Below are 16,930 nucleotides of genomic sequence, written 5' to 3'. Positions count from 1 at the left end.
TACCGCCGTCCTGCACTGGACGGACGGTGCCGGAGCAGGACGGGTCAGCGCGCTGTGGAGGAGGACGCCACCCGCTGCGCGAACGCCGACTCGTACAGGCACACCGACGCGGCCGTCGCCAGGTTCATCGACTCGGCCCGACCGTAGATCGGGACCTTCACGGCCCGGTCGACGAGCGCCAGGTCCTCCGCCGTGAGCCCCCGGGCCTCGTTGCCGAAGACCCACGCGGTCGGCCCGTCGAGCATGCCGTCGGCGCGGACGTCCGGCAGGTCGTCGCCGGAGACGTCGGCCGCGAGGACCGTGTACCCGAGGGCCTTCGCGCGTGCGACGGCGTCGGCGAGCGTCACGCCCACCGAGACCGGCACGTGGAACAGCGAGCCCGTGGTGGACCGCACCACCTTCGGGTTGTAGGGGTCGACCGAACGACCGGTCAGCACGACCGCGTCGGCGCCCGCCGCGTCGGCGGCGCGGATGATCGTGCCGGCGTTCCCCGGGTCCCGGACCTGCTCGAGGATCGCGACCAGCCCGGGCAGCGTGCCGTCCGTGGCGGACGCGCCCTGCGCCTCCAGGCCGGGTCCGGCGTCCGGGAAGACGTCCTTCACCGACGTCGGGAACTGCTGGCAGACCGCGACGACCCCCTGCGGCGTGACGGTGTCCGCCATCGTGTCGAGCACCTGCTCGGTGACGAACCACGTGTCCACCGGTGCGTCGTCGAGCCCGTACCGTGCGGCGGCGGTCGGCGTCACGTAGAGCTCGCGGAGCAGCTCCGGGCGGTACTCGATCGCCTCGCGCACGGCCTGCGGGCCCTCGAGCAGGAAGAGTCCGGTGTCGGCACGGACGTCCTTCTTGGCGAGTGCCGCGACGGCCTTGACGCGTCCGGACTTCGGGTTCTCGAGGAGATCGCTCACGCGTCAAGTGTCGCAGCATGCACGAAGCCCCCGCTCCGTGGACGGAACGGGGGCTTCGGGGGCTGGCGTGACTACGCGGCCTTGGGGGCCGAGGTGTCGGCCGGCAGGGCCTTCTTGGCGGTCTCGACGAGCGCCGCGAACGTCTCGGGGTTGTTCACCGCGAGGTCCGCGAGGATGCGACGGTCGACCTCGACGCCGGCCAGGGAGAGGCCCTGGATGAGGCGGTTGTAGGTCAGGCCGTTCGCACGCGACGCGGCGTTGATGCGCTGGATCCACAGGCGACGGAACTCGCCCTTCTTCGCGTGACGGTCACGGTACGCGTAGACGAGGGAGTGGGTGACCTGCTCCTTCGCCTTGCGGTACAGGCGCGAACGCTGGCCGCGGTAGCCCTCGGCGCGCTCGAGGATGACGCGACGCTTCTTGGCGGCGTTGACCGCTCTCTTGACACGTGCCATTGATCTGTTCCTTTACGTTCCGCCGGCTCAGTGGCCGAGAAGCTTCTTGACGTTCTTGGCGTCGGCCTTCGCGAGGACCTGGTCCTCGTTGAGGCGGGCCTTGCGCTTGGCGCTCTTGACCTCGAGGTTGTGACGCATACCGGCCTGCTGCTTCATGATCTTGCCGCTGCCGGTGACCTTGAAGCGCTTCTTCGACCCGGAGTGGGTCTTCTGCTTGGGCATCGTGGTGCCTTTCCGTGGGGTGGGTGGGGAGCCGCGTCGTCGCGGGGTGGTCCGGGGAGGACCTATTCGGCGGGAGCCTCGGCCGGCGCGGACTCGGTGGCCTCGTCGGCCTCCTTGCCCTTCGCCGCGTGCTCCGACGCACGACGCTCGGCCTTCTGCGCAGCACGCTTCGCGTTCTGCTCGCCCTTGACGTCGGACTTGTTCTTGAGGGGGGCGATGATCATCGTCATGTTGCGGCCGTCCTGGGTCGGACGCGACTCGACGACGCCGAACTCGGCGATCTCCTCGGCGAACTTCTGGAGGAGACGGACACCCTGCTCCGGACGCGACTGCTCGCGCCCACGGAAGAGGATCATCGCCTTCACCTTGTCGCCGCCGAGGAGGAAGCCCTCGGCGCGCTTGCGCTTGGTCTCGTAGTCGTGCACGTCGATCTTCAGGCGGAACCGGACCTCCTTGAGGTCGGTGTTCACCTGGTTGCGGCGCGCTTCCTTGGCCTTCTGCGCTGCCTCGTACTTGAACTTGCCGTAGTCCATGATCTTGGCCACGGGCGGCTTCGAGTTCGGGGCGACCTCGACCAGATCCAGTTCGGCTTCCTGCGCGAGACGCAGAGCCATGGCGATCGGGACAACGCCGACCTGCTCACCCTGGGGGCCGACGAGTCGGACCTCGGGAACGCGGATTCGGTCGTTGGTGCGGGGATCGGTGATGCGGAGCTCCTTCAATCAAGTGGTGGCCGTCCGGCGCTGCTGCGCTGGACGACGGCACGAGAGAGGAGATCTGACGCACGGATCGGAACCCGTTCGGCAGCCGCCCGACACCGGCCCCGCGGGGCTGGCCTGCCGGGACGCGGTGCGGTCTGACGATCGCACTGCTGACCCGACGGAGCGGTTGGGACCCGGTAGCCTGTGGTGCACGGCCGCGGGTGGGAGAGACTCCTCTTCTACGACGCCGTCCGGGGCTCGGTCCGACTCCTGTGGAGACGATCTGGGCACACGGGCAGCATCTGCCGCCGATGAGTCTAGCAGAGGAGCACCGTGCCCGACACCCCCGAGAACGACACCCCGCAGGTCACGCAGGACGAGACCGCAGCCGGCGGCGAGGCCCGCGACATCGCCGAGGTGCCCGCGGTCGAGCTCATCAACACCGTCGCCGTGCACCTGCTCAGCGCAGCCGCCGTGAAGGTGGGGCTCGCCGACGACCCGCAGGAGCAGACCGACCTCGACGAGGCGCGGAAGCTCATCACGGCCCTCGCCGGGCTGGTGACGGCGGCGGCCACCGAGATCGGCGACCACCACGCCCGTCCGCTCCGCGACGGACTGCGCTCGGTCCAGCTCGCGTTCCGCGAGGCGTCGAGCATCCCGGACGCGCCGGGCAAGGGGCCGGGCGAGAAGTACACGGGCCCCGTCAACTGACGACGACGGTCGTCGTCACCACGTGACGGACGGGAGGCGCGGTGTCGGCCGGCACCGCGCCTCCCGTCCGTCAGCGGGTCACGCCGGGGGTCGGAGGATCAGGCCGCGCCGTCCGCCGCCAGCCGCGCGACCGCAGCCAGCGGGATGCCGGCCCAGTCGGGCCGGTTCCGCGTCTCGTAGACCACCTCGTACACGGCCTTGTCGAGCTCGAACGCGTCGAGCAGTGCGCGGTGGTCGGTCAGGTCGTCACCGGTCCCCCGGCGGTACCCGTCGAGGAACGCCTGCCGTGCCGCCTGCGCCCAGGCACCCGCGTCGACGAACTCGGCGTCGTGCGCGAGCGCGCCGGCGACGTAGTCGAAGGACCGGAGCATCCCGGCGACGTCGCGGAGCGTCGAGTCGGGCAGCGACCGCTCGGCGAGCGGGCGGAGCGGCTCGCCCTCGAAGTCGAGGAACACCCACCCGCGGGGCGCGGGCGCGGCGAGCACCTGCCCGAGGTGCAGGTCGCCGTGGATGCGCTGCAGGTCCGGCCAGTGCGACGCGGCGGCACGGTCGTACACGGCACGGATCGCGTCGACGTGCGGCTCGACGGTCGGGGCCTCGCGCACGGCGGCGTCGAGCCGGCCGCGCATCGTCGCGATCGCAGCGTCCCGTCGTGCATCGTCGGCGGGCTCGGTCGGCAGGGCGGTGGCGAGCGTGCGGTGCACCTCGGCGAGCGCCTCGCCGAGCGCGGCGGCCTGCTCGTCCCACGGGGTGCCGGTCCTGGCATCGCGAAGAGCCACACGCCAGGCGTCCTCGAGGCCGGGCAGGAACTCCTGGGCGAACGCGAGGTGCCCGGTGGCCGTGCCGTCGGGACGGCCGGGGTCGGGCCAGCTCGCCTGCTGGGCGCCGTACACGGTCGGCACGCGGGAGCTGCCCGCGGCGGAGAGTGCGAGCTGCGTGGTGACGTCGGGGTTGTCACCGTGGTGGAGCACCCGGAAGACCTTGGTGATGACCCGGTCGCCGGACGCGGTGTCGCAGATGACCGAGGTGTTCGACTGCTCGCCGGACAGCACCCGGGACGCGGTGACCTCGCCGATCGGCCGGAGGCTCGAGGGGTCGGCGTCGATGCGCGCCGCGAGCTGCTGCACCCAGTCGGTGTCGGTGGTGGCGTCGACCGGGTCGACGGCTCCTCCGCCGGAGCCCGCGACGACGGGTACCTGGTAGAGGACGGGCCCGGTCGCGGCGTCGTCGAGGACCAACCGCGTGCCGTCGGTCTCGGCGATGGTGTGCAGCGCCGGGGTCCCACCCTTCGCGGCGTACCAGCGCTGGCGTGCGATCCAGCCCTCCAGCGTGCGGTCGTCGACGTGCTCGGGTGCCTCGGCGCTCATGCAGCGAACGGTACGCGCCGGTCCCGGGGCGCGCCCCGAGTCGTGGCACACCGGTCGGCGCGCACCGGTTGGCACGCGCCGCTTTACAACGATGTACGGAGCGGCCAGCATGGATGCATGACCTCGCTCGACGGCACCGTCGCCGCCCCATCGCACACGCTCCCTCGCGCCTCCGACCAGGACGGCTCGTACCCCCGACCGCAGATGCTTCGCGGCGCGTGGGCCGACCTCGACGGGACGTGGTCGTTCCGGAACACGGGCGACGACCCGACCTGGCGCTCCGGGTTCCCGGACGCCCGGGACATCACGGTGCCGTTCCCACCCGAGTCGCCGGCGTCGGGCATCGACGAGCCGGGGTTCCACCCCGTCGTCTGGTACGCCCGGACGATCACGCGCGCCGAGCTCGACGCCGCCGGGTACGGCGACGCGGCACCCCGGCTCCTGCTGCACTTCGGCGCCGTCGACCACCGCGCGCGGGTCTGGGTCGACGGGCAGTTCATCGGTGAGCACGAGGGCGGACACACCTCCTTCACGCTCGACGTGACCGAGGCGCTCGGTACCGAGCCGGACGCGACGCACACCCTGGTCGTCCGCGCCGAGGACGACCCCCACGACGTCACCCAGCCGCGCGGCAAGCAGGACTGGCACGAGCACCCGCACGCCATCTGGTACCGCCGCACGACCGGGATCTGGCAGACCGTCTGGCTCGAGGCCGTGCCGACCGCGTCGATCGGGGCCCTGCGCTGGACGAACGTCGACCACGCGACGGTGCGGCTGACCGTCCGGCTCGCCGGGGAGCGCCCCGCCGGCGCGCGGGTCCGCGTCGCGGCGCACTGGTCCGAGGGCGACGAGGACCTGGCGACCGTCGAGACGGTCGTGCCCGTGACCGCGCACGAGGTCGAGGTCGTCGTGCCCGTCGCCCGGCAGCAGAACGGTCAGGCCGAGGACGAGCTGGTGTGGTCCCCCGAGACCCCGCGCCTGGTCGACGCGGTCGTCACGCTGCTGCCGGCCGAGGGCGACGTGCCCCTGGACGCCGTGTCGTCGTACTTCGGCGTCCGCACCGTGGGCATCGACGGCGGCGCCTTCCTGCTGAACGGCCGCGCCTACGACGTCCGCAGTGTCCTCAACCAGGGCTACTGGCCGGAGTCGCACCTCGCGGCACCGTCACGGCAGGCCCTGCGCCGCGAGGTCGAGCTCATCAAGGAGCTCGGCTTCACCGCCGCGCGGAACCACCAGAAGATCGAGGACCCGCGGTTCCTGTACTGGGCGGACCGGCTGGGGCTGCTCGTCTGGGGCGAGGCACCCGGCGCGTACGCGTTCTCCCCGCTCGCCGTGCAGCGGCTCGTGCGGGAGTGGATGGACGCCGTCGAACGCGACGCCTCGCACCCGTCGATCGTCACCTGGGTGCCGGCGAACGAGAGCTGGGGCGTGCAGCACATCGCGACGGACCCGGCGCAGCAGGCCTACGCCCGATCACTCGCCGACGTCACCCGGGCGCTCGACCCCACCCGGCCGGTGGTCTCGAACGACGGCTGGGAGCACACGAACTCCGACATCGTCACCGTGCACGACTACGAGGGCGACGGCCCCCGGCTCGCCGCGACCTACACCGACGACGCCGCACGGACCGCACTGCTCGGTGGGCGCGGGCCCGCTGATCGTCGGATCCTGGTGGGCGGCGCGACGGACCAGGGGCAGCCGGTCATGCTGACGGAGTTCGGCGGCGTGGACTTCCAGCCCGGGGCGAAGCGCGAGGACGGGTGGGGCTACACCTCGGCCGTCGACGGCGACGACTGGGTGGCGCGGATCACGGCGCTCTACGACGGCGTCCGGGCGAGTTCGTTCCTGGCCGGGTCGTGCTGGACGCAGCTGACGGACACGATGCAGGAGACGAACGGCCTGCTGAACGCCGACCGCACCCCGAAGGTCCCGATCGAGCGCATCCGCGCCGCGGTCACCGGGCGCTGAGGCCGCGCCCGGCGACCCGCGACCCCGCGACCCCGCGAACCGCAACGTGGGCGGTCCTGCGCAGCGGTACACCGCTGCGAGGAACCGCCCACGTTGCGTCTTGCGGAGCGGGGAGGTCAGGACGCCAGGAAGCGCAGGACCGCCTCGTTCCACTCGTCCTTGTGCGAGGCCAGCACGCCGTGCGGGCCACCCTCGATGACGTGCGTCTGCGCGTTCGGGATGGCCGCCGCGGTGCGCTGACCGGATGCCTCGAACGGCACGATCCCATCCGAGTCGCCGTGGATGACGAGCGTCGGGACGTCGACCTTCGTCAGGTCGTCGCGGAAGTCCGTCGTCGCGAAGGCGACCGTGCAGTCGAGCGTGCCCTTCGGCGAGGCGAGCTCGGCGATCGCCAGGTCGTAGGCGCGCTGGTCCTCGCTGACGAGCGGCTTCTTGAGCAGGCCCGGCTCGCCGCCCGGCGTGTAGAACATGTCGACGAACTGGTGCAGGAACGCCGGCCGGTCGCCGGTGATGCCGTTCGCGAACCAGTCGGCGAGGTCCTGGTCGACCGCGCCGTCCGGGTTGTCGTCCGACTTCCACAGGTACGGCGGCACCGCGCTGGCGAAGACGAGCTTCTTGATCTTCGCGGTGCCGTAGGTCGAGACGTAGCGCGCGAGCTCGCCGCCGCCCATCGAGAACCCGATGAGGGTGACGTTCGTCAGGTCGAGCTCGGTGATGAGCTTGTCGAGGTCCGCGGCGAACGTGTCGTAGTCGTAGCCGCCCCACGGCTGCGACGACTGCCCGAACCCGCGGCGGTCGTAGGCGATGACGCGGTGGCCGGCCTCGACGAGTGCCGGGACCTGGCCCTCCCACGAGCGGCCGGACAGCGGCCAGCCGTGGATCAGGACGACCGGGTCGCCCGCGCCGAGGTCGTCGTAGTGGAGCTCGATGTCGTGGCCGTTCTCGGCGCCGACGGTGACGAAGGGCATGCTTCCTCCTGTTGGTGGTTTCCAGGGAACGTGCCCGATACAACGCCCGTCGCCCGGACGGATCCTGGAGGTGCGGTGACCGGACAGCGGGCGGCGGCTGCGGAGATGGGAGACTCGGGCGGTGACCGACCTGGCGGAGACGACCCGTGCCTCCCGGCCGGGGCTGCCGTCCCGCGTCCGTCGTCTGCTCACGGTCGGCCTGGAGGGACGGCACGGCGGGTGGACCGCTCCGCTCGTCGTGTGGCTGGCTTCCCGCGTGGTCAGCACCGTCCTGCTGCTCACGGTCTGGCTGCTCGCCACCGCGCACGGGTGGCGGTTCGCGTCGGTCCGACGCGAGGGGACGTTCACGGCGTTCCTCGGGTCGTGGGACGCGTCGTTCTACCGGACCATCGCCGAGCACGGCTACCCGACGACGCTGCCCACCGACGCGGCGGGTCACGTGCTGCCGAACCCGTGGGCCTTCCTGCCGGTGTTCCCGGCGCTCGCACGGTTCGTCCAGCCGCTCGTCGGCGGGTCCTTCTGGGCCGCAGGCGTGCTCGTCGCCACGCTCGCGGGCGCCGGCACGTGCATCGTGCTCTGGCGTCTCGTACGCGCGGTGACCGACGACCGGCGGGCGACCCGGGCGACGGTGCTCTTCGCGTTCGCACCGACGGGGTTCCTGCTGCAGGTGGCGTACGCCGAGAGCACGTTCCTGCTCCTGCTCTTCAGCGCACTGCTCGCCCTGGTGCGCCGGCGGTACTGGCTCGTGCTGCCGCTCGGGCTCGTCGCGGCGTTCACGAAGCCGGGGGTGCTCGCGCTCGCGGTGGCCCTCGCGGTGCACCTGGTCGTGCGGGTCGTCCGGGAGCGCCGGGCGCTGCCGGTGCGGGATGCCGTGGCGATCGTCCTCGCGGGGCTCGGGGTCGCGGCGGCGGGGCTGGCGTGGCCCGTCGTGGCGACGGCGGCGACCGGACGGCCGGACGCGTACCTCGCGACCGAGCTGTCGTGGTGGGTCGGGTTCGTCGGCCGGCAGCACTTCGCGCCGCTCACGCCGTGGTTCACGATGGCCTCCACGTGGCTCGGCCCGCTCGGCGTCGTGCTCGTGGTCGTGGTCCTCGCCGGGGCGGTGTGGTCCTGGACCCGACCGGGCGTGCGGGCGCTCGGCGTCGACGTCGTGTCGTTCACCGCGGCGTACGCGCTGTACCTGGTGGCCGTGTTCCTGCCGCAGCAGAGCCTGCCGCGGCTGCTGATGCCGACGGCACCGCTGCTCGGGGCCGACGTGTGCACGGGAACGCGGCGACGGACGACCGTGTGGCTGGTCGTCGGCGTGTGCCTGCAGCCCGTCGCGATCGTGCTGCTCTGGTTCCTCGGGTACCCCTGAGCGTCGGCGCGGCGGGGCGCGGCGGGGCGCGGCGGCCGGGGCGCGGCGTCGCGTCGCGGCGGCCCGTCGGGACGCGGTGTCGGGTGCCGCCGCACAACGGCGAGCACCTCGCGCCACGTGATCACGTGGCGCGAGGTGCTCCCGGTTGTGCGCACAACCGGCGCCGGCGCAATGCGATCGGCCCGTGGGACCGGCGCCGGCGCAACGCGATCGGCCCGCGGGACCGGCGCCGGCAGGCACCGACGGGGCGGCAGGGCGGGTGACCGCGCCGTGACGCCGCTACGCGTCGAACGTGTGGAACCAGGCCGTGCCGCCGGGGTGCTGCACGGTGATCATCTCGTCCAGGTCGCGGTAGGGCCCGTCCTGGTTGTGGCTCGCCGACTTGATGCGGATCGTGCCGTCGGGCTCCGTGAACACCTCGGACACGATCGTCACGTGGTCGGGCGATCGGTTGTCGTTCCAGTCGTAGAACACGATGTCGCCGACCTTGACCTTGCTGCGCTCGTCGAGGGAGCGTCGCGTCAACCCGAAGGTCGCCGCGTTCGCCGTCATCCACGGGTCCATCGCCGGGCAGTACGTCCACGTGGCGCTGTGCTGCGCGCCGCCGGACCGGCTGTACCAATCGTCGCGCTGTTCCCACCCACGGGCGATCAGCGTCTGGCTGACGTAGTTCGCGCAGTCCCCGCCGATCGGGTTCATCGTGCCGTACTCGGCGAGGTTGTAGTCCGCCCAGTACCGCATCGCGTACTCGAGCTGCCGGTCGACGTCCGTCAGTGCCGCGTAGGCCACCGAGGTCGTCGCGACCGCGGTCGAGGCGTCCGGGACCGGCGCGGCCGTCGGGGTCGGCGTCGCGGTGGTCTGGTCCTGGGTGGCGCCGGCCTGCCCGTCGTTGGCGGCACTGCCGTTGCCGTCCGACGACCGGTTCGCCGACGGGCTCGGCTCGATCGCCGAGTTGAAGAGCGCGACGTCCGCCGACCCCGCCGTGTACATCGCCTGGTGCGGCGCCGTGAAGGTCACGGTCGTCGCCGAGGCCTGCACGTCCCGCGCCGCGACCCCGCCGACCGTGACCCCCTGCACCGCGGCGAGGCCGGTCCCCGTGACCGTCACCGTGACACCACCGGCGAGCGGCACCTGCGCCGGCTCGACCGCGGTCGCCGCGGGGCGGGCGCTCGACGAGCCGGAGGACGACGACCCGGGCGACGCGCCGCTCGGCCCGTCGCCGGCGCGGGTGGTCGCGCCCGACGACGCATCGTCGGCGCGGGAGCAGGCCGCGACGGCGACCCCGATGCCGGCGACGCCGGCGAGCGACAGCAGGGAACGGCGCGTGAACGAGGCAGTCATGACCCGACCAGGGTAGGCGACGGTACGGCAGGATCGCTGGCAGCACACCATCCACCGGGAGGATCGACCCGCACATGCCCGAGAGCCACGACTTCTTCGTCGCCGCCGACCCCGAGTCCACCCGCACGATCGTCCGTGACGCCCTCGTCCGCGAGGGCTACACGATCACCGACGGCGACCAGGGCGCGCTGCTGGGCACCCGCGGCAGCCTGGGCCTCACCCTGCTCGTCGGCGGTCTCCTGAACGACCGGACGTTCCACACCCGGCTCGACGTGCAGCTGATGGTCGCGCCCGACGGCCGGACCGTCGCACGACTGCTCCGCGGCTCGGGCCGGTCCGCGGTCAAGGGCGGCGCGCTCGGCGTGGCCCGCGGCAACCGGGCGTTCGAGCAGGCCGCGAACGCGATCCACACGTCGCTCGCGCAGGCCGGCGTCCTGACGGACAGCGTGCCGAGCTGAGCGTTAGGTGCAGGAGACGTCGCGGTCGATCGTCCCCGAGCCGTAGGCCGCCTCGATCTGCACCATCGCGATCTTCCCGCCGGACAGCGGCGTGCTCGAGCACGCCTGGCGGGCCTTCGTGATGGTGCTCCTGCCGAGCGCGATCCAGTTCGACCGGCCGTACAGGATGCTGTCCTTGCCGACCGACCCGGCGATCGTCTTCCACTGGGACGGCGTGGAGTAGATCCCGATCGTCCGGACGCCGCCCGCCTTCAGCCCGGCGATCATGCCCTCGAGCGCTGCCCGGTTCTGCGAGGTCGCGGACTGGTGGGAGAAGTTCAGTTCGACGTCGATCCACCATCGATAGGCCGCCGGTCGCTCGATTCCTCTGATAGTGACGTCGTCGTAGCCAAGCGAATAGCCGTAAACGAACGAGCAGGCGAGGGTCAGCTGCTTCTTGCCGCCCTTGGTGCCGCACTTACCGAAACGATTGGAGGGAGTGATCCCCTTGTAGGTGTTCGACGTGGGCCAGAACTTCGCGCGAGGATCGAGCCCGGGATTCGCAAATGTCACGTAGAGCTGTGTCTTGGGTTGAGCCGAACCTCCAGCCGACCGAGCGGCCCACGCAAGCTCCTGCACGAGGCATTCATTGTCTTCATTCGGGTATTCGCCGTTCACCCCGACGATCGCGAAGGCTTCGTTCGCCGGCAGCGGAGCATCACACTGAGGGTAGGAGACGTCCATCCCGGTCGGGCTCACCGCTGCGGAGGCGGTCGAGGTCGGACCCGCGAACGCGAGCGCTGCGGCGGCGACGACGACGGTCGCGACGGCCGTGAACAGACGGCTGGTACGGATGATGGCTCCCCCTGGTGAGACCCGGCGCTGGTCCCGCGCCCGGTGCGGACGGTCGGCAGTCTAGGTGGCGCGGGCGCGTGGCAACAGTCTCGGGACCCGGCTGTGGACCGTGCGACACAGTGTGCGGGCCGCAGGACGGGAGAACGACGAAGGGCCACCCGATCGGGTGGCCCTTCGCTGCTGCTTGGTGGAGCTAAGGGGATTCGAACCCCTGACCTTCTCATTGCGAACGAGACGCGCTACCAACTGCGCCATAGCCCCAAGTGCTCGATCACACTAGCACCACCGGGAGCGCGAACCGAAATCGGCCCGCCACGTCCGGGCGCGCCGCGCATGGAGGCTGTCAGACCGCGCGGCGCCGACGCATGATCGCGTCGAGGTCGGTCTGCCGGTACGCCTCGTCGTCGATGACCCCCATACCGGCCCAGCGGCTCGGCGTCGCCGGCTGCTCGGGCTCGGCGGCGGCGGCGCGCTCGGCGGGTCCGGCGGCAGGCGATCCGGCGGCAGGCGATCCGGCGGGGCGGGACGGCGCCGCCTCCCCGGCCGGGGCACGGAGCCCGAGTCGCTCGGCGAGACGGCCCTGGTCGTGGGCGGAGAGCGACGCGGCGGCTTCCTCGACGTCGGACCGCATCCGGGACACCCGCGCGAGCGTCGGGTCGGTCTCCCCCGCCCGGATGGCAGCCGCCTCGGCCTCGGCCTCGGCCTTCGCCTCGGCCACGCGCTCGCGCAGCCGGGCAGCGAGCTCGGCGGACGACTCCGGCGACGGCGCGGGCGCCGCGGGGCGCTCGACGTACAGGGGCTTCGGCACGCTGGCCGGCGTCCAGCTCCGGTCGCGCGTCGGCTCGGCGGGCTGCTCGGTGGACAGCGGCGGTGCCGGGTCCGTCCACGCGGTCGACGGCCGGGAGGCACGGGTCACCGCCGCAGCGCCCGCCGCGGCACGCGCCTTCCGCGCCTGGGCGACCTGGTGCAGCTGCGCCAGGACCGCCGCGGATCCACCGGCGGCGACGAGCCCGGCGACACCGACGAGCCAGGCGCCCGGGGCCGCGACGAAGACGACCGCCGCGACGAGGACACCGAGCGCGCCGAAGAGGGTCGCACCGAGCCGGGAGCGGCGCAGCCGCATGGCCGTGAGTGCGGGGACGGACGACACCCGCTCGAGCTGGGGCTGCTGCTCCGCGAGGCGCCGGGTGATCTCACGCTGCCGCGCGGCCTCGTGCGCTCGGACGATCGCGGCCCGCTTCGCCTCCTCCGACCGGGCGACGCGCTGCGCCTCGGCCAGGGACTTCGCGTTCATCTCGACCCGGACCTCGTCGGGGAGCTCGGCGGTCTGCGCGAGGATGCGCAGCGTCTGCTGCAGCCGGATCGCGTTCCGCTCGGTGGCGAGGTACTGCCGACGAGCCGCCCACGACGGCATGAGGTAGACGACCCAGAGCACGGCCGCGATGAGCAGGACGATGCCGCCGCCCCAGGAGCCGATACCTGCCATGGGGACACGGTAGGGGTGCGCGTTCCCCGGACCGCCCATTGCCGGACGCGTGTTGCGCGAGTCGCGACCGAATCCGTGGGACGCGGGTCACGCCTGCAGGCCGACGTGACAGGACGACGGGACGACCGTCAGATGCGCGGTCGGGTGTCGAGCGGGGTCGCCGCCTCCTCGCGGGCGGCGGCCGGGACGCTGCCCGCTCCGTGCGGGACGCGACCGGCGACCCAGCGGTCGAGGACGCCCTCGCGCACCTCTTCCGCGACGAGGGCGAAGCAGAAGTGGTCGCGCCAGTCGCCGTTGATGTGGATGTACCGGCGGCGCAGGCCCTCGAACCGGAAGCCGAGCTTCTCGACGACCCGCAGACTCGGCGCGTTCTCCGGACGGATGCAGATCTCGATGCGGTGGATGCCGACGACCCGGAAGCAGTGGTCGACCGCCATCGCGACCGCGATCGGCGTGACGTTGTGCCCGGCCGCCCCCTCGACGACCCAGTAGCCGATGGACGCACTGGCGAGCGAGCCGTAGGTGATGCCGGACACGTTGAGCTGGCCGACGAAGCGACCGTCGAGCTCCATCGCGAACGGCAGGCCGAGCCCGGCGCGGGCGTTGGCCTGCAGCGCCCGGATGCTGCCGCGGACGTCGGTGGAGACGTGTCCGGAGGGGTTGGTGGCCTCCCACGTCCGCAGCCACGAGCGGTTCGTGGCGAGGGCGACGTCGAGGTCACGGGTGTCGCGGAGCCGGAGGGGCCGGATCGTGACCCGCCCGTGGGACAGGGTCGGGATCGTCGTCATCGCTGTGGTTCCTCCGGTGCCCGGCGCTCGACCGGGTGGACGCACGAACGGGCCCGGGGCGGACCCCGGACCCGTTCGTGACGGGGTGGCTACTCTCCCGCGTTGAAGTCCTTCAGCCAGGCCTTGAGGTCGGGGCCGAGGTCGTCGCGGTCCGAGGCGAGCTGCACGATCGCCTTGATGTAGTCCAGCTTGTCACCGGTGTCGTACCGGCGTCCACGGAACACGACGCCGTACACGCCGCCGGTCCACTCCTCGGCGCCCGCCATCTTCATGAGCGCGTCGGTGAGCTGGATCTCGCCGCCCTTGCCCGGCTCCTGCTTCTCGAGGACGTCGAAGACCTCGGGACGGATGACGTAGCGACCGATGATGGCCAGGTTCGAGGGTGCTTCGCCCTGCGGGGGCTTCTCGACCAGGCCGGTGATCTTCACGACGTCGTCGGTGTCGGTCTCCTCGACCGTGGCGATGCCGTACATGTGGGTCTGCGACTCGGGGACCTCGAGCAGGGCGACGACCGTGGCGTTCTTCTCGCCCTGGACCTCGATCATGCGCTTGAGCAGCGGGTCGCGGGCGTCGATGATGTCGTCGCCGAGCAGCACGGCGAACGGCTCGCGGCCGACGTGCATCTTCGCGCGGAGCACGGCGTGGCCGAGGCCGAGCGGGTCGCCCTGACGGACGTAGTGCATGTCGGCGAGGTCGGTCGACTGGTTGACCTTCTGCAGCTTCTCGTGGTCGCCCTTCTTCTTGAGGGTCTCCTCGAGCTCGGCCACGTGGTCGAAGTGGTTCTCGAGCGCGTTCTTGTTGCGCCCGGTGATCATGAGCACGTCGGTCAGCCCGGCGCCCACGGCCTCCTCGACCACGTACTGGATCGCCGGCTTGTCGACGACCGGGAGCATCTCCTTCGGCATCGCCTTGGTCGCGGGGAGGAAGCGCGTGCCCAGGCCTGCGGCCGGGATCACCGCCTTCGAAATCTGGAAGCCCATGTCAGCGAACGTACCGGACGCCCACTGGGTCCCGGCATGGGCACTTCGGAGGACACGGCATCCCGCGCCCCACGGCGGGAAGCCGCAAACCCGCGCTCGGTAGACTCCCCGCCATGACCGCCGACCTCGGGAACGAGAAGCGCGCCCTGCGAGCCGAGCTCCGGCAGCGGCGGCGCACCCGGACCACGACGGAGCGCGACACCGACACGACCGCCCTGACGTCGACGCTGCAGCGCTTCGTGGAGGAACGGCAGCTGCGCTCGCTCGCGCTCTACCTGTCGGCGCCCGACGAGCCGGACGTCCGACCCTTCCTGCGCTGGGCGCAGGAGCACGGCGTCCGGGTGCTGCTCCCGATCACCCGCGAGGACGGCCTGCTCGACTGGGCGGTCGACGACGGGGTCTCCGAGCAGGAGGGCCTGCACGGCATGCCCGAGGTCGTCGGCGAGGTGCTCTCCCCGCTCGCGCTCGGGGACGTCGACGCGATCCTCACTCCGGCGGCGGCGGTCGGGCACGACGGATGCCGGATGGGCTGGGGCCGCGGCTACTACGACAAGACCCTCGGGTCGATGGCGAACCGGCCGCCCGTCTATGCTGTGATCTTCGACGCGGAGTACCTCGACGAGGTCCCGCGCGAGGCCCACGACGAACCCGTCGACGGCATCATCACGCCGTCGCGCATCATCACCTTCCGGAGCTAGGGTGCCCACCTACTCGTACCGCTGCACCGAGTGCGACAACGCCTTCGACGTCAAGCAGTCGTTCTCCGACGCCACCCTGACCGAGTGCCCCGTCTGCGGCGGTGCGCTGCGCAAGGTGTTCTCGCCGGTCGGCGTCACCTTCAACGGCGGCGGCTTCTACCGCACCGACTCGCGGTCGACGCCGAAGGCCGAGGGGTCGTCGGGGTCGTCCTCGTCGTCCTCGCCGTCGTCGAGCACGCCGGCGAAGGCGGAGCCGAAGAAGACCGAGTCGAAGCCGGCCGCGCCCAGCGCCTCCTGACGAGGGCTCGTCTCCGTCGGTACGGTGGGGTCTCCTCGACACGGAAGGAGGCTCACGTGAAGGGCTTCAAGGAGTTCCTGCTCCGCGGGAACGTCATCGACCTGGCCGTCGCGGTCGTCATCGGTGCGGCGTTCACCGCGATCGTCACCGCGATCGTGAACTCGCTCATCAACCCCCTGATCGGCGCGGTCTTCAACGCGTCGAGCCTGGACAAGGCACTCGTCGTGTCGATCCCCACCGTCTCCGGGGACTCGGCGGACATCCTGTTCGGCGCGATCATCGGCGCGGTCCTGAACTTCGTCATCGTTGCGGCGGTCGTCTACTTCGCCCTGGTCGTCCCGGTCAACCGGCTCAAGAAGCTCGCCTTCGAACGGGTGAAGAACGACGAGCAGCAGACGCCGCAGGACGTCCCGCCGACCGACGTCGAGGTGCTGCTCGAGATCCGCGACCTGCTCCGCACGCAGAACGGCGACGCGGTGGCGTCGGGCGGCGGCGCGCACGTCGCCCCGTCGACCGCTCCCGAGGGACCGGGGATCAGCGGATCGACGAAGCTCTAGCCGCGGGCATCCCGAACCACGGAACCGACGTCGAACCAGCCTCCGGGGTCGGTTCGACGTCGGTTTCCTGGTTCGACGGGGCAGGAGGGCGCCGGCCGGACCCCCGCGCCGCGCGCGTCCGCGTCAGGCGGTGCGGGCCGTCGCGCGGTGCTTCGCGGCGAGGGCCCGGGCGTACTGCACACCGGCGACGACGTGGCCGATCGTGCCCGCCCAGACGAAGACGAGCGCGAGCACCCGGATCCAGTCGTGCTGCGATGCCCACGACGTCGACGAGAACAGCAGCAGCGGCAGACCGACGAAGAGCAGCGCGGATCGGATCTTGCCGGTCCACGTGACGTCGAGGTCCGGGTCGCCGCGGAACCACAGGCCGGACAGCAGCGCGAGCACCGCGTCCACGAGGACGATGATCGCGACGCTCGGCCACGGCAGCAGGCCGACGAGCACGAGCGACAGCACGATGGCGATGATCGCCAGACGGTCGGCGATCGGGTCGAGCGCCTTGCCGAGCTTGGAGCCCTGGTCGAACCGACGCGCGATGAAGCCGTCCGCCCAGTCGCTGACACCGAGGACGACGAGCGTGACGAGCGCCCAGCCGGGGTGGCCGGCCACGACGAAGACGATGAACACCGGGATGAGCAGGAAGCGCACCAGCGTGATCAGGTTCGGCCACGTCTGCCAGTCGGGTCGCCGTCGCGCGGTGTCAGTCATCGACCCCAGGCTACCCGTCACCAGTGTGGGGGCACGTCGCGCAGCAGCTGGGCGTCGTTCTCCCCGTCGCGGTGGCGGGCCGGTTCCGGCGGCGCGGCCGGGTCGTAGCCCGTGACCGGCGCGGT

Annotated in this window: 19 protein-coding genes and 1 tRNA gene; 7 read left to right on the top strand and 13 right to left on the bottom strand. The window is 72.0% G+C overall.

The genetic code is table 11. The features are described 5' to 3' along the window. Positions 1 to 44: 44 nt before the first annotated feature. The 4 genes from J2X59_RS14665 to infC form a co-directional block, all read right to left on the bottom strand. The gene (locus J2X59_RS14665; RefSeq protein WP_209685486.1) at positions 45 to 908 is read right to left on the bottom strand and encodes a TrmH family RNA methyltransferase; all 864 of its coding nucleotides are present in this window, start codon (positions 906 to 908) and stop codon (positions 45 to 47) included. 71 nt (positions 909 to 979) lie between these two features. Continuing rightward, positions 980 to 1,363: a 50S ribosomal protein L20 gene (gene rplT / locus J2X59_RS14660; protein ID WP_066656427.1), complete on the bottom strand. Its 384-nt coding sequence runs from the start codon at positions 1,361 to 1,363 to the stop codon at positions 980 to 982. A 27-nt stretch (positions 1,364 to 1,390) separates the two neighbouring features. Beyond that, positions 1,391 to 1,585 carry a 50S ribosomal protein L35 gene (gene rpmI / locus J2X59_RS14655; protein WP_022903519.1) on the bottom strand — a complete coding sequence of 65 codons (195 nt, stop codon included), beginning with the start codon at positions 1,583 to 1,585 and terminating at the stop codon, positions 1,391 to 1,393. Positions 1,586 to 1,647: 62 nt separating this feature from the next. After that, positions 1,648 to 2,307: a translation initiation factor IF-3 gene (infC, locus tag J2X59_RS14650; protein WP_081985092.1), complete on the bottom strand. Its 660-nt coding sequence runs from the start codon at positions 2,305 to 2,307 to the stop codon at positions 1,648 to 1,650. A 387-nt stretch (positions 2,308 to 2,694) separates the two neighbouring features. On the opposite strand from infC, the gene J2X59_RS14645 reads away from it, so the two are divergent. Next, positions 2,695 to 2,997, top strand: coding sequence for a DUF1844 domain-containing protein (locus tag J2X59_RS14645; protein ID WP_066658711.1), 303 nt, complete (start codon positions 2,695 to 2,697; stop codon positions 2,995 to 2,997). Between the two features lie 98 nt (positions 2,998 to 3,095). Here J2X59_RS14645 and J2X59_RS14640 read toward each other — a convergent pair whose 3' ends face one another. Beyond that, positions 3,096 to 4,364 carry a phosphotransferase gene (locus J2X59_RS14640; RefSeq protein WP_326497152.1) on the bottom strand — a complete coding sequence of 423 codons (1,269 nt, stop codon included), beginning with the start codon at positions 4,362 to 4,364 and terminating at the stop codon, positions 3,096 to 3,098. A 117-nt stretch (positions 4,365 to 4,481) separates the two neighbouring features. Between J2X59_RS14640 and J2X59_RS14635 the strand changes: the two genes are divergently transcribed. Then, positions 4,482 to 6,332, top strand: a complete 1,851-nt coding sequence (locus J2X59_RS14635) for a glycoside hydrolase family 2 protein (protein ID WP_326497151.1) — start codon at positions 4,482 to 4,484, stop codon at positions 6,330 to 6,332. Between the two features lie 116 nt (positions 6,333 to 6,448). Here the strand turns inward: J2X59_RS14635 and J2X59_RS14630 are convergent, their stop codons facing one another. Beyond that, positions 6,449 to 7,300, bottom strand: coding sequence for an alpha/beta fold hydrolase (locus J2X59_RS14630; RefSeq protein WP_271826077.1), 852 nt, complete (start codon positions 7,298 to 7,300; stop codon positions 6,449 to 6,451). A gap of 121 nt (positions 7,301 to 7,421) precedes the next feature. On the opposite strand from J2X59_RS14630, the gene J2X59_RS14625 reads away from it, so the two are divergent. Continuing rightward, positions 7,422 to 8,657 (top strand): hypothetical protein, encoded by a 1,236-nt coding sequence (locus J2X59_RS14625; protein ID WP_326497150.1) that lies wholly within the window; start codon positions 7,422 to 7,424, stop codon positions 8,655 to 8,657. A gap of 279 nt (positions 8,658 to 8,936) precedes the next feature. Here J2X59_RS14625 and J2X59_RS14620 read toward each other — a convergent pair whose 3' ends face one another. Continuing rightward, the gene (locus J2X59_RS14620) at positions 8,937 to 9,998 is read right to left on the bottom strand and encodes an amidase domain-containing protein (RefSeq protein WP_326497149.1); all 1,062 of its coding nucleotides are present in this window, start codon (positions 9,996 to 9,998) and stop codon (positions 8,937 to 8,939) included. 74 nt (positions 9,999 to 10,072) lie between these two features. Here J2X59_RS14620 and J2X59_RS14615 point away from each other — a divergent pair, with 74 nt between their 5' ends. After that, on the top strand, positions 10,073 to 10,456 hold the full coding sequence (locus J2X59_RS14615) for a hypothetical protein (protein ID WP_326497148.1): 384 nt from the start codon (positions 10,073 to 10,075) through the stop codon (positions 10,454 to 10,456). A 3-nt stretch (positions 10,457 to 10,459) separates the two neighbouring features. On the opposite strand, the gene J2X59_RS14610 is transcribed toward J2X59_RS14615, so the two are convergent. The 5 genes from J2X59_RS14610 to galU all read right to left on the bottom strand — a co-directional run bounded on the left by J2X59_RS14610 (position 10,460) and on the right by galU (position 14,544). Beyond that, the gene (locus J2X59_RS14610; protein ID WP_326497147.1) at positions 10,460 to 11,179 is read right to left on the bottom strand and encodes a hypothetical protein; all 720 of its coding nucleotides are present in this window, start codon (positions 11,177 to 11,179) and stop codon (positions 10,460 to 10,462) included. 296 nt (positions 11,180 to 11,475) lie between these two features. Further along, positions 11,476 to 11,551 (bottom strand) — tRNA-Ala (locus J2X59_RS14605). A gap of 82 nt (positions 11,552 to 11,633) precedes the next feature. Further along, complete coding sequence (locus J2X59_RS14600; protein ID WP_326497146.1) at positions 11,634 to 12,776, bottom strand: hypothetical protein; 1,143 nt, start codon at positions 12,774 to 12,776, stop codon at positions 11,634 to 11,636. A 128-nt stretch (positions 12,777 to 12,904) separates the two neighbouring features. Then, entirely contained in the window at positions 12,905 to 13,564 is a 660-nt protein-coding gene (locus tag J2X59_RS14595; RefSeq protein ID WP_326497145.1) for a GNAT family N-acetyltransferase, read from the bottom strand. 89 nt (positions 13,565 to 13,653) lie between these two features. Beyond that, on the bottom strand, positions 13,654 to 14,544 hold the full coding sequence (gene galU, locus J2X59_RS14590) for a UTP--glucose-1-phosphate uridylyltransferase GalU (protein WP_066656448.1): 891 nt from the start codon (positions 14,542 to 14,544) through the stop codon (positions 13,654 to 13,656). Positions 14,545 to 14,657: 113 nt separating this feature from the next. Here galU and J2X59_RS14585 point away from each other — a divergent pair, with 113 nt between their 5' ends. Genes J2X59_RS14585 through mscL form a run of 3 tightly spaced genes read left to right on the top strand, consistent with a single transcriptional unit; the run spans position 14,658 to position 16,097 of the window. Further along, positions 14,658 to 15,242 (top strand): 5-formyltetrahydrofolate cyclo-ligase, encoded by a 585-nt coding sequence (locus J2X59_RS14585; RefSeq protein ID WP_326497144.1) that lies wholly within the window; start codon positions 14,658 to 14,660, stop codon positions 15,240 to 15,242. 1 nt (position 15,243) lies between these two features. Continuing rightward, complete coding sequence (locus J2X59_RS14580) at positions 15,244 to 15,540, top strand: FmdB family zinc ribbon protein (protein WP_251155753.1); 297 nt, start codon at positions 15,244 to 15,246, stop codon at positions 15,538 to 15,540. 56 nt (positions 15,541 to 15,596) lie between these two features. Further along, the gene (gene mscL, locus J2X59_RS14575) at positions 15,597 to 16,097 is read left to right on the top strand and encodes a large conductance mechanosensitive channel protein MscL (RefSeq protein ID WP_066656454.1); all 501 of its coding nucleotides are present in this window, start codon (positions 15,597 to 15,599) and stop codon (positions 16,095 to 16,097) included. Between the two features lie 123 nt (positions 16,098 to 16,220). Here the strand turns inward: mscL and J2X59_RS14570 are convergent, their stop codons facing one another. Further along, positions 16,221 to 16,805, bottom strand: coding sequence for a CDP-alcohol phosphatidyltransferase family protein (locus J2X59_RS14570; RefSeq protein WP_326497143.1), 585 nt, complete (start codon positions 16,803 to 16,805; stop codon positions 16,221 to 16,223). Between the last annotated feature and the right edge of the window lie 125 nt (positions 16,806 to 16,930).

Origin of the sequence: Curtobacterium sp. 260, from assembly GCF_030803485.1 — a bacterium.
Lineage (GTDB): Bacteria > Actinomycetota > Actinomycetes > Actinomycetales > Microbacteriaceae > Curtobacterium.
The sequence above is the reverse complement of the archived record's forward strand: the minus strand, read 5'-3'. Positions and strand labels throughout refer to the sequence as shown.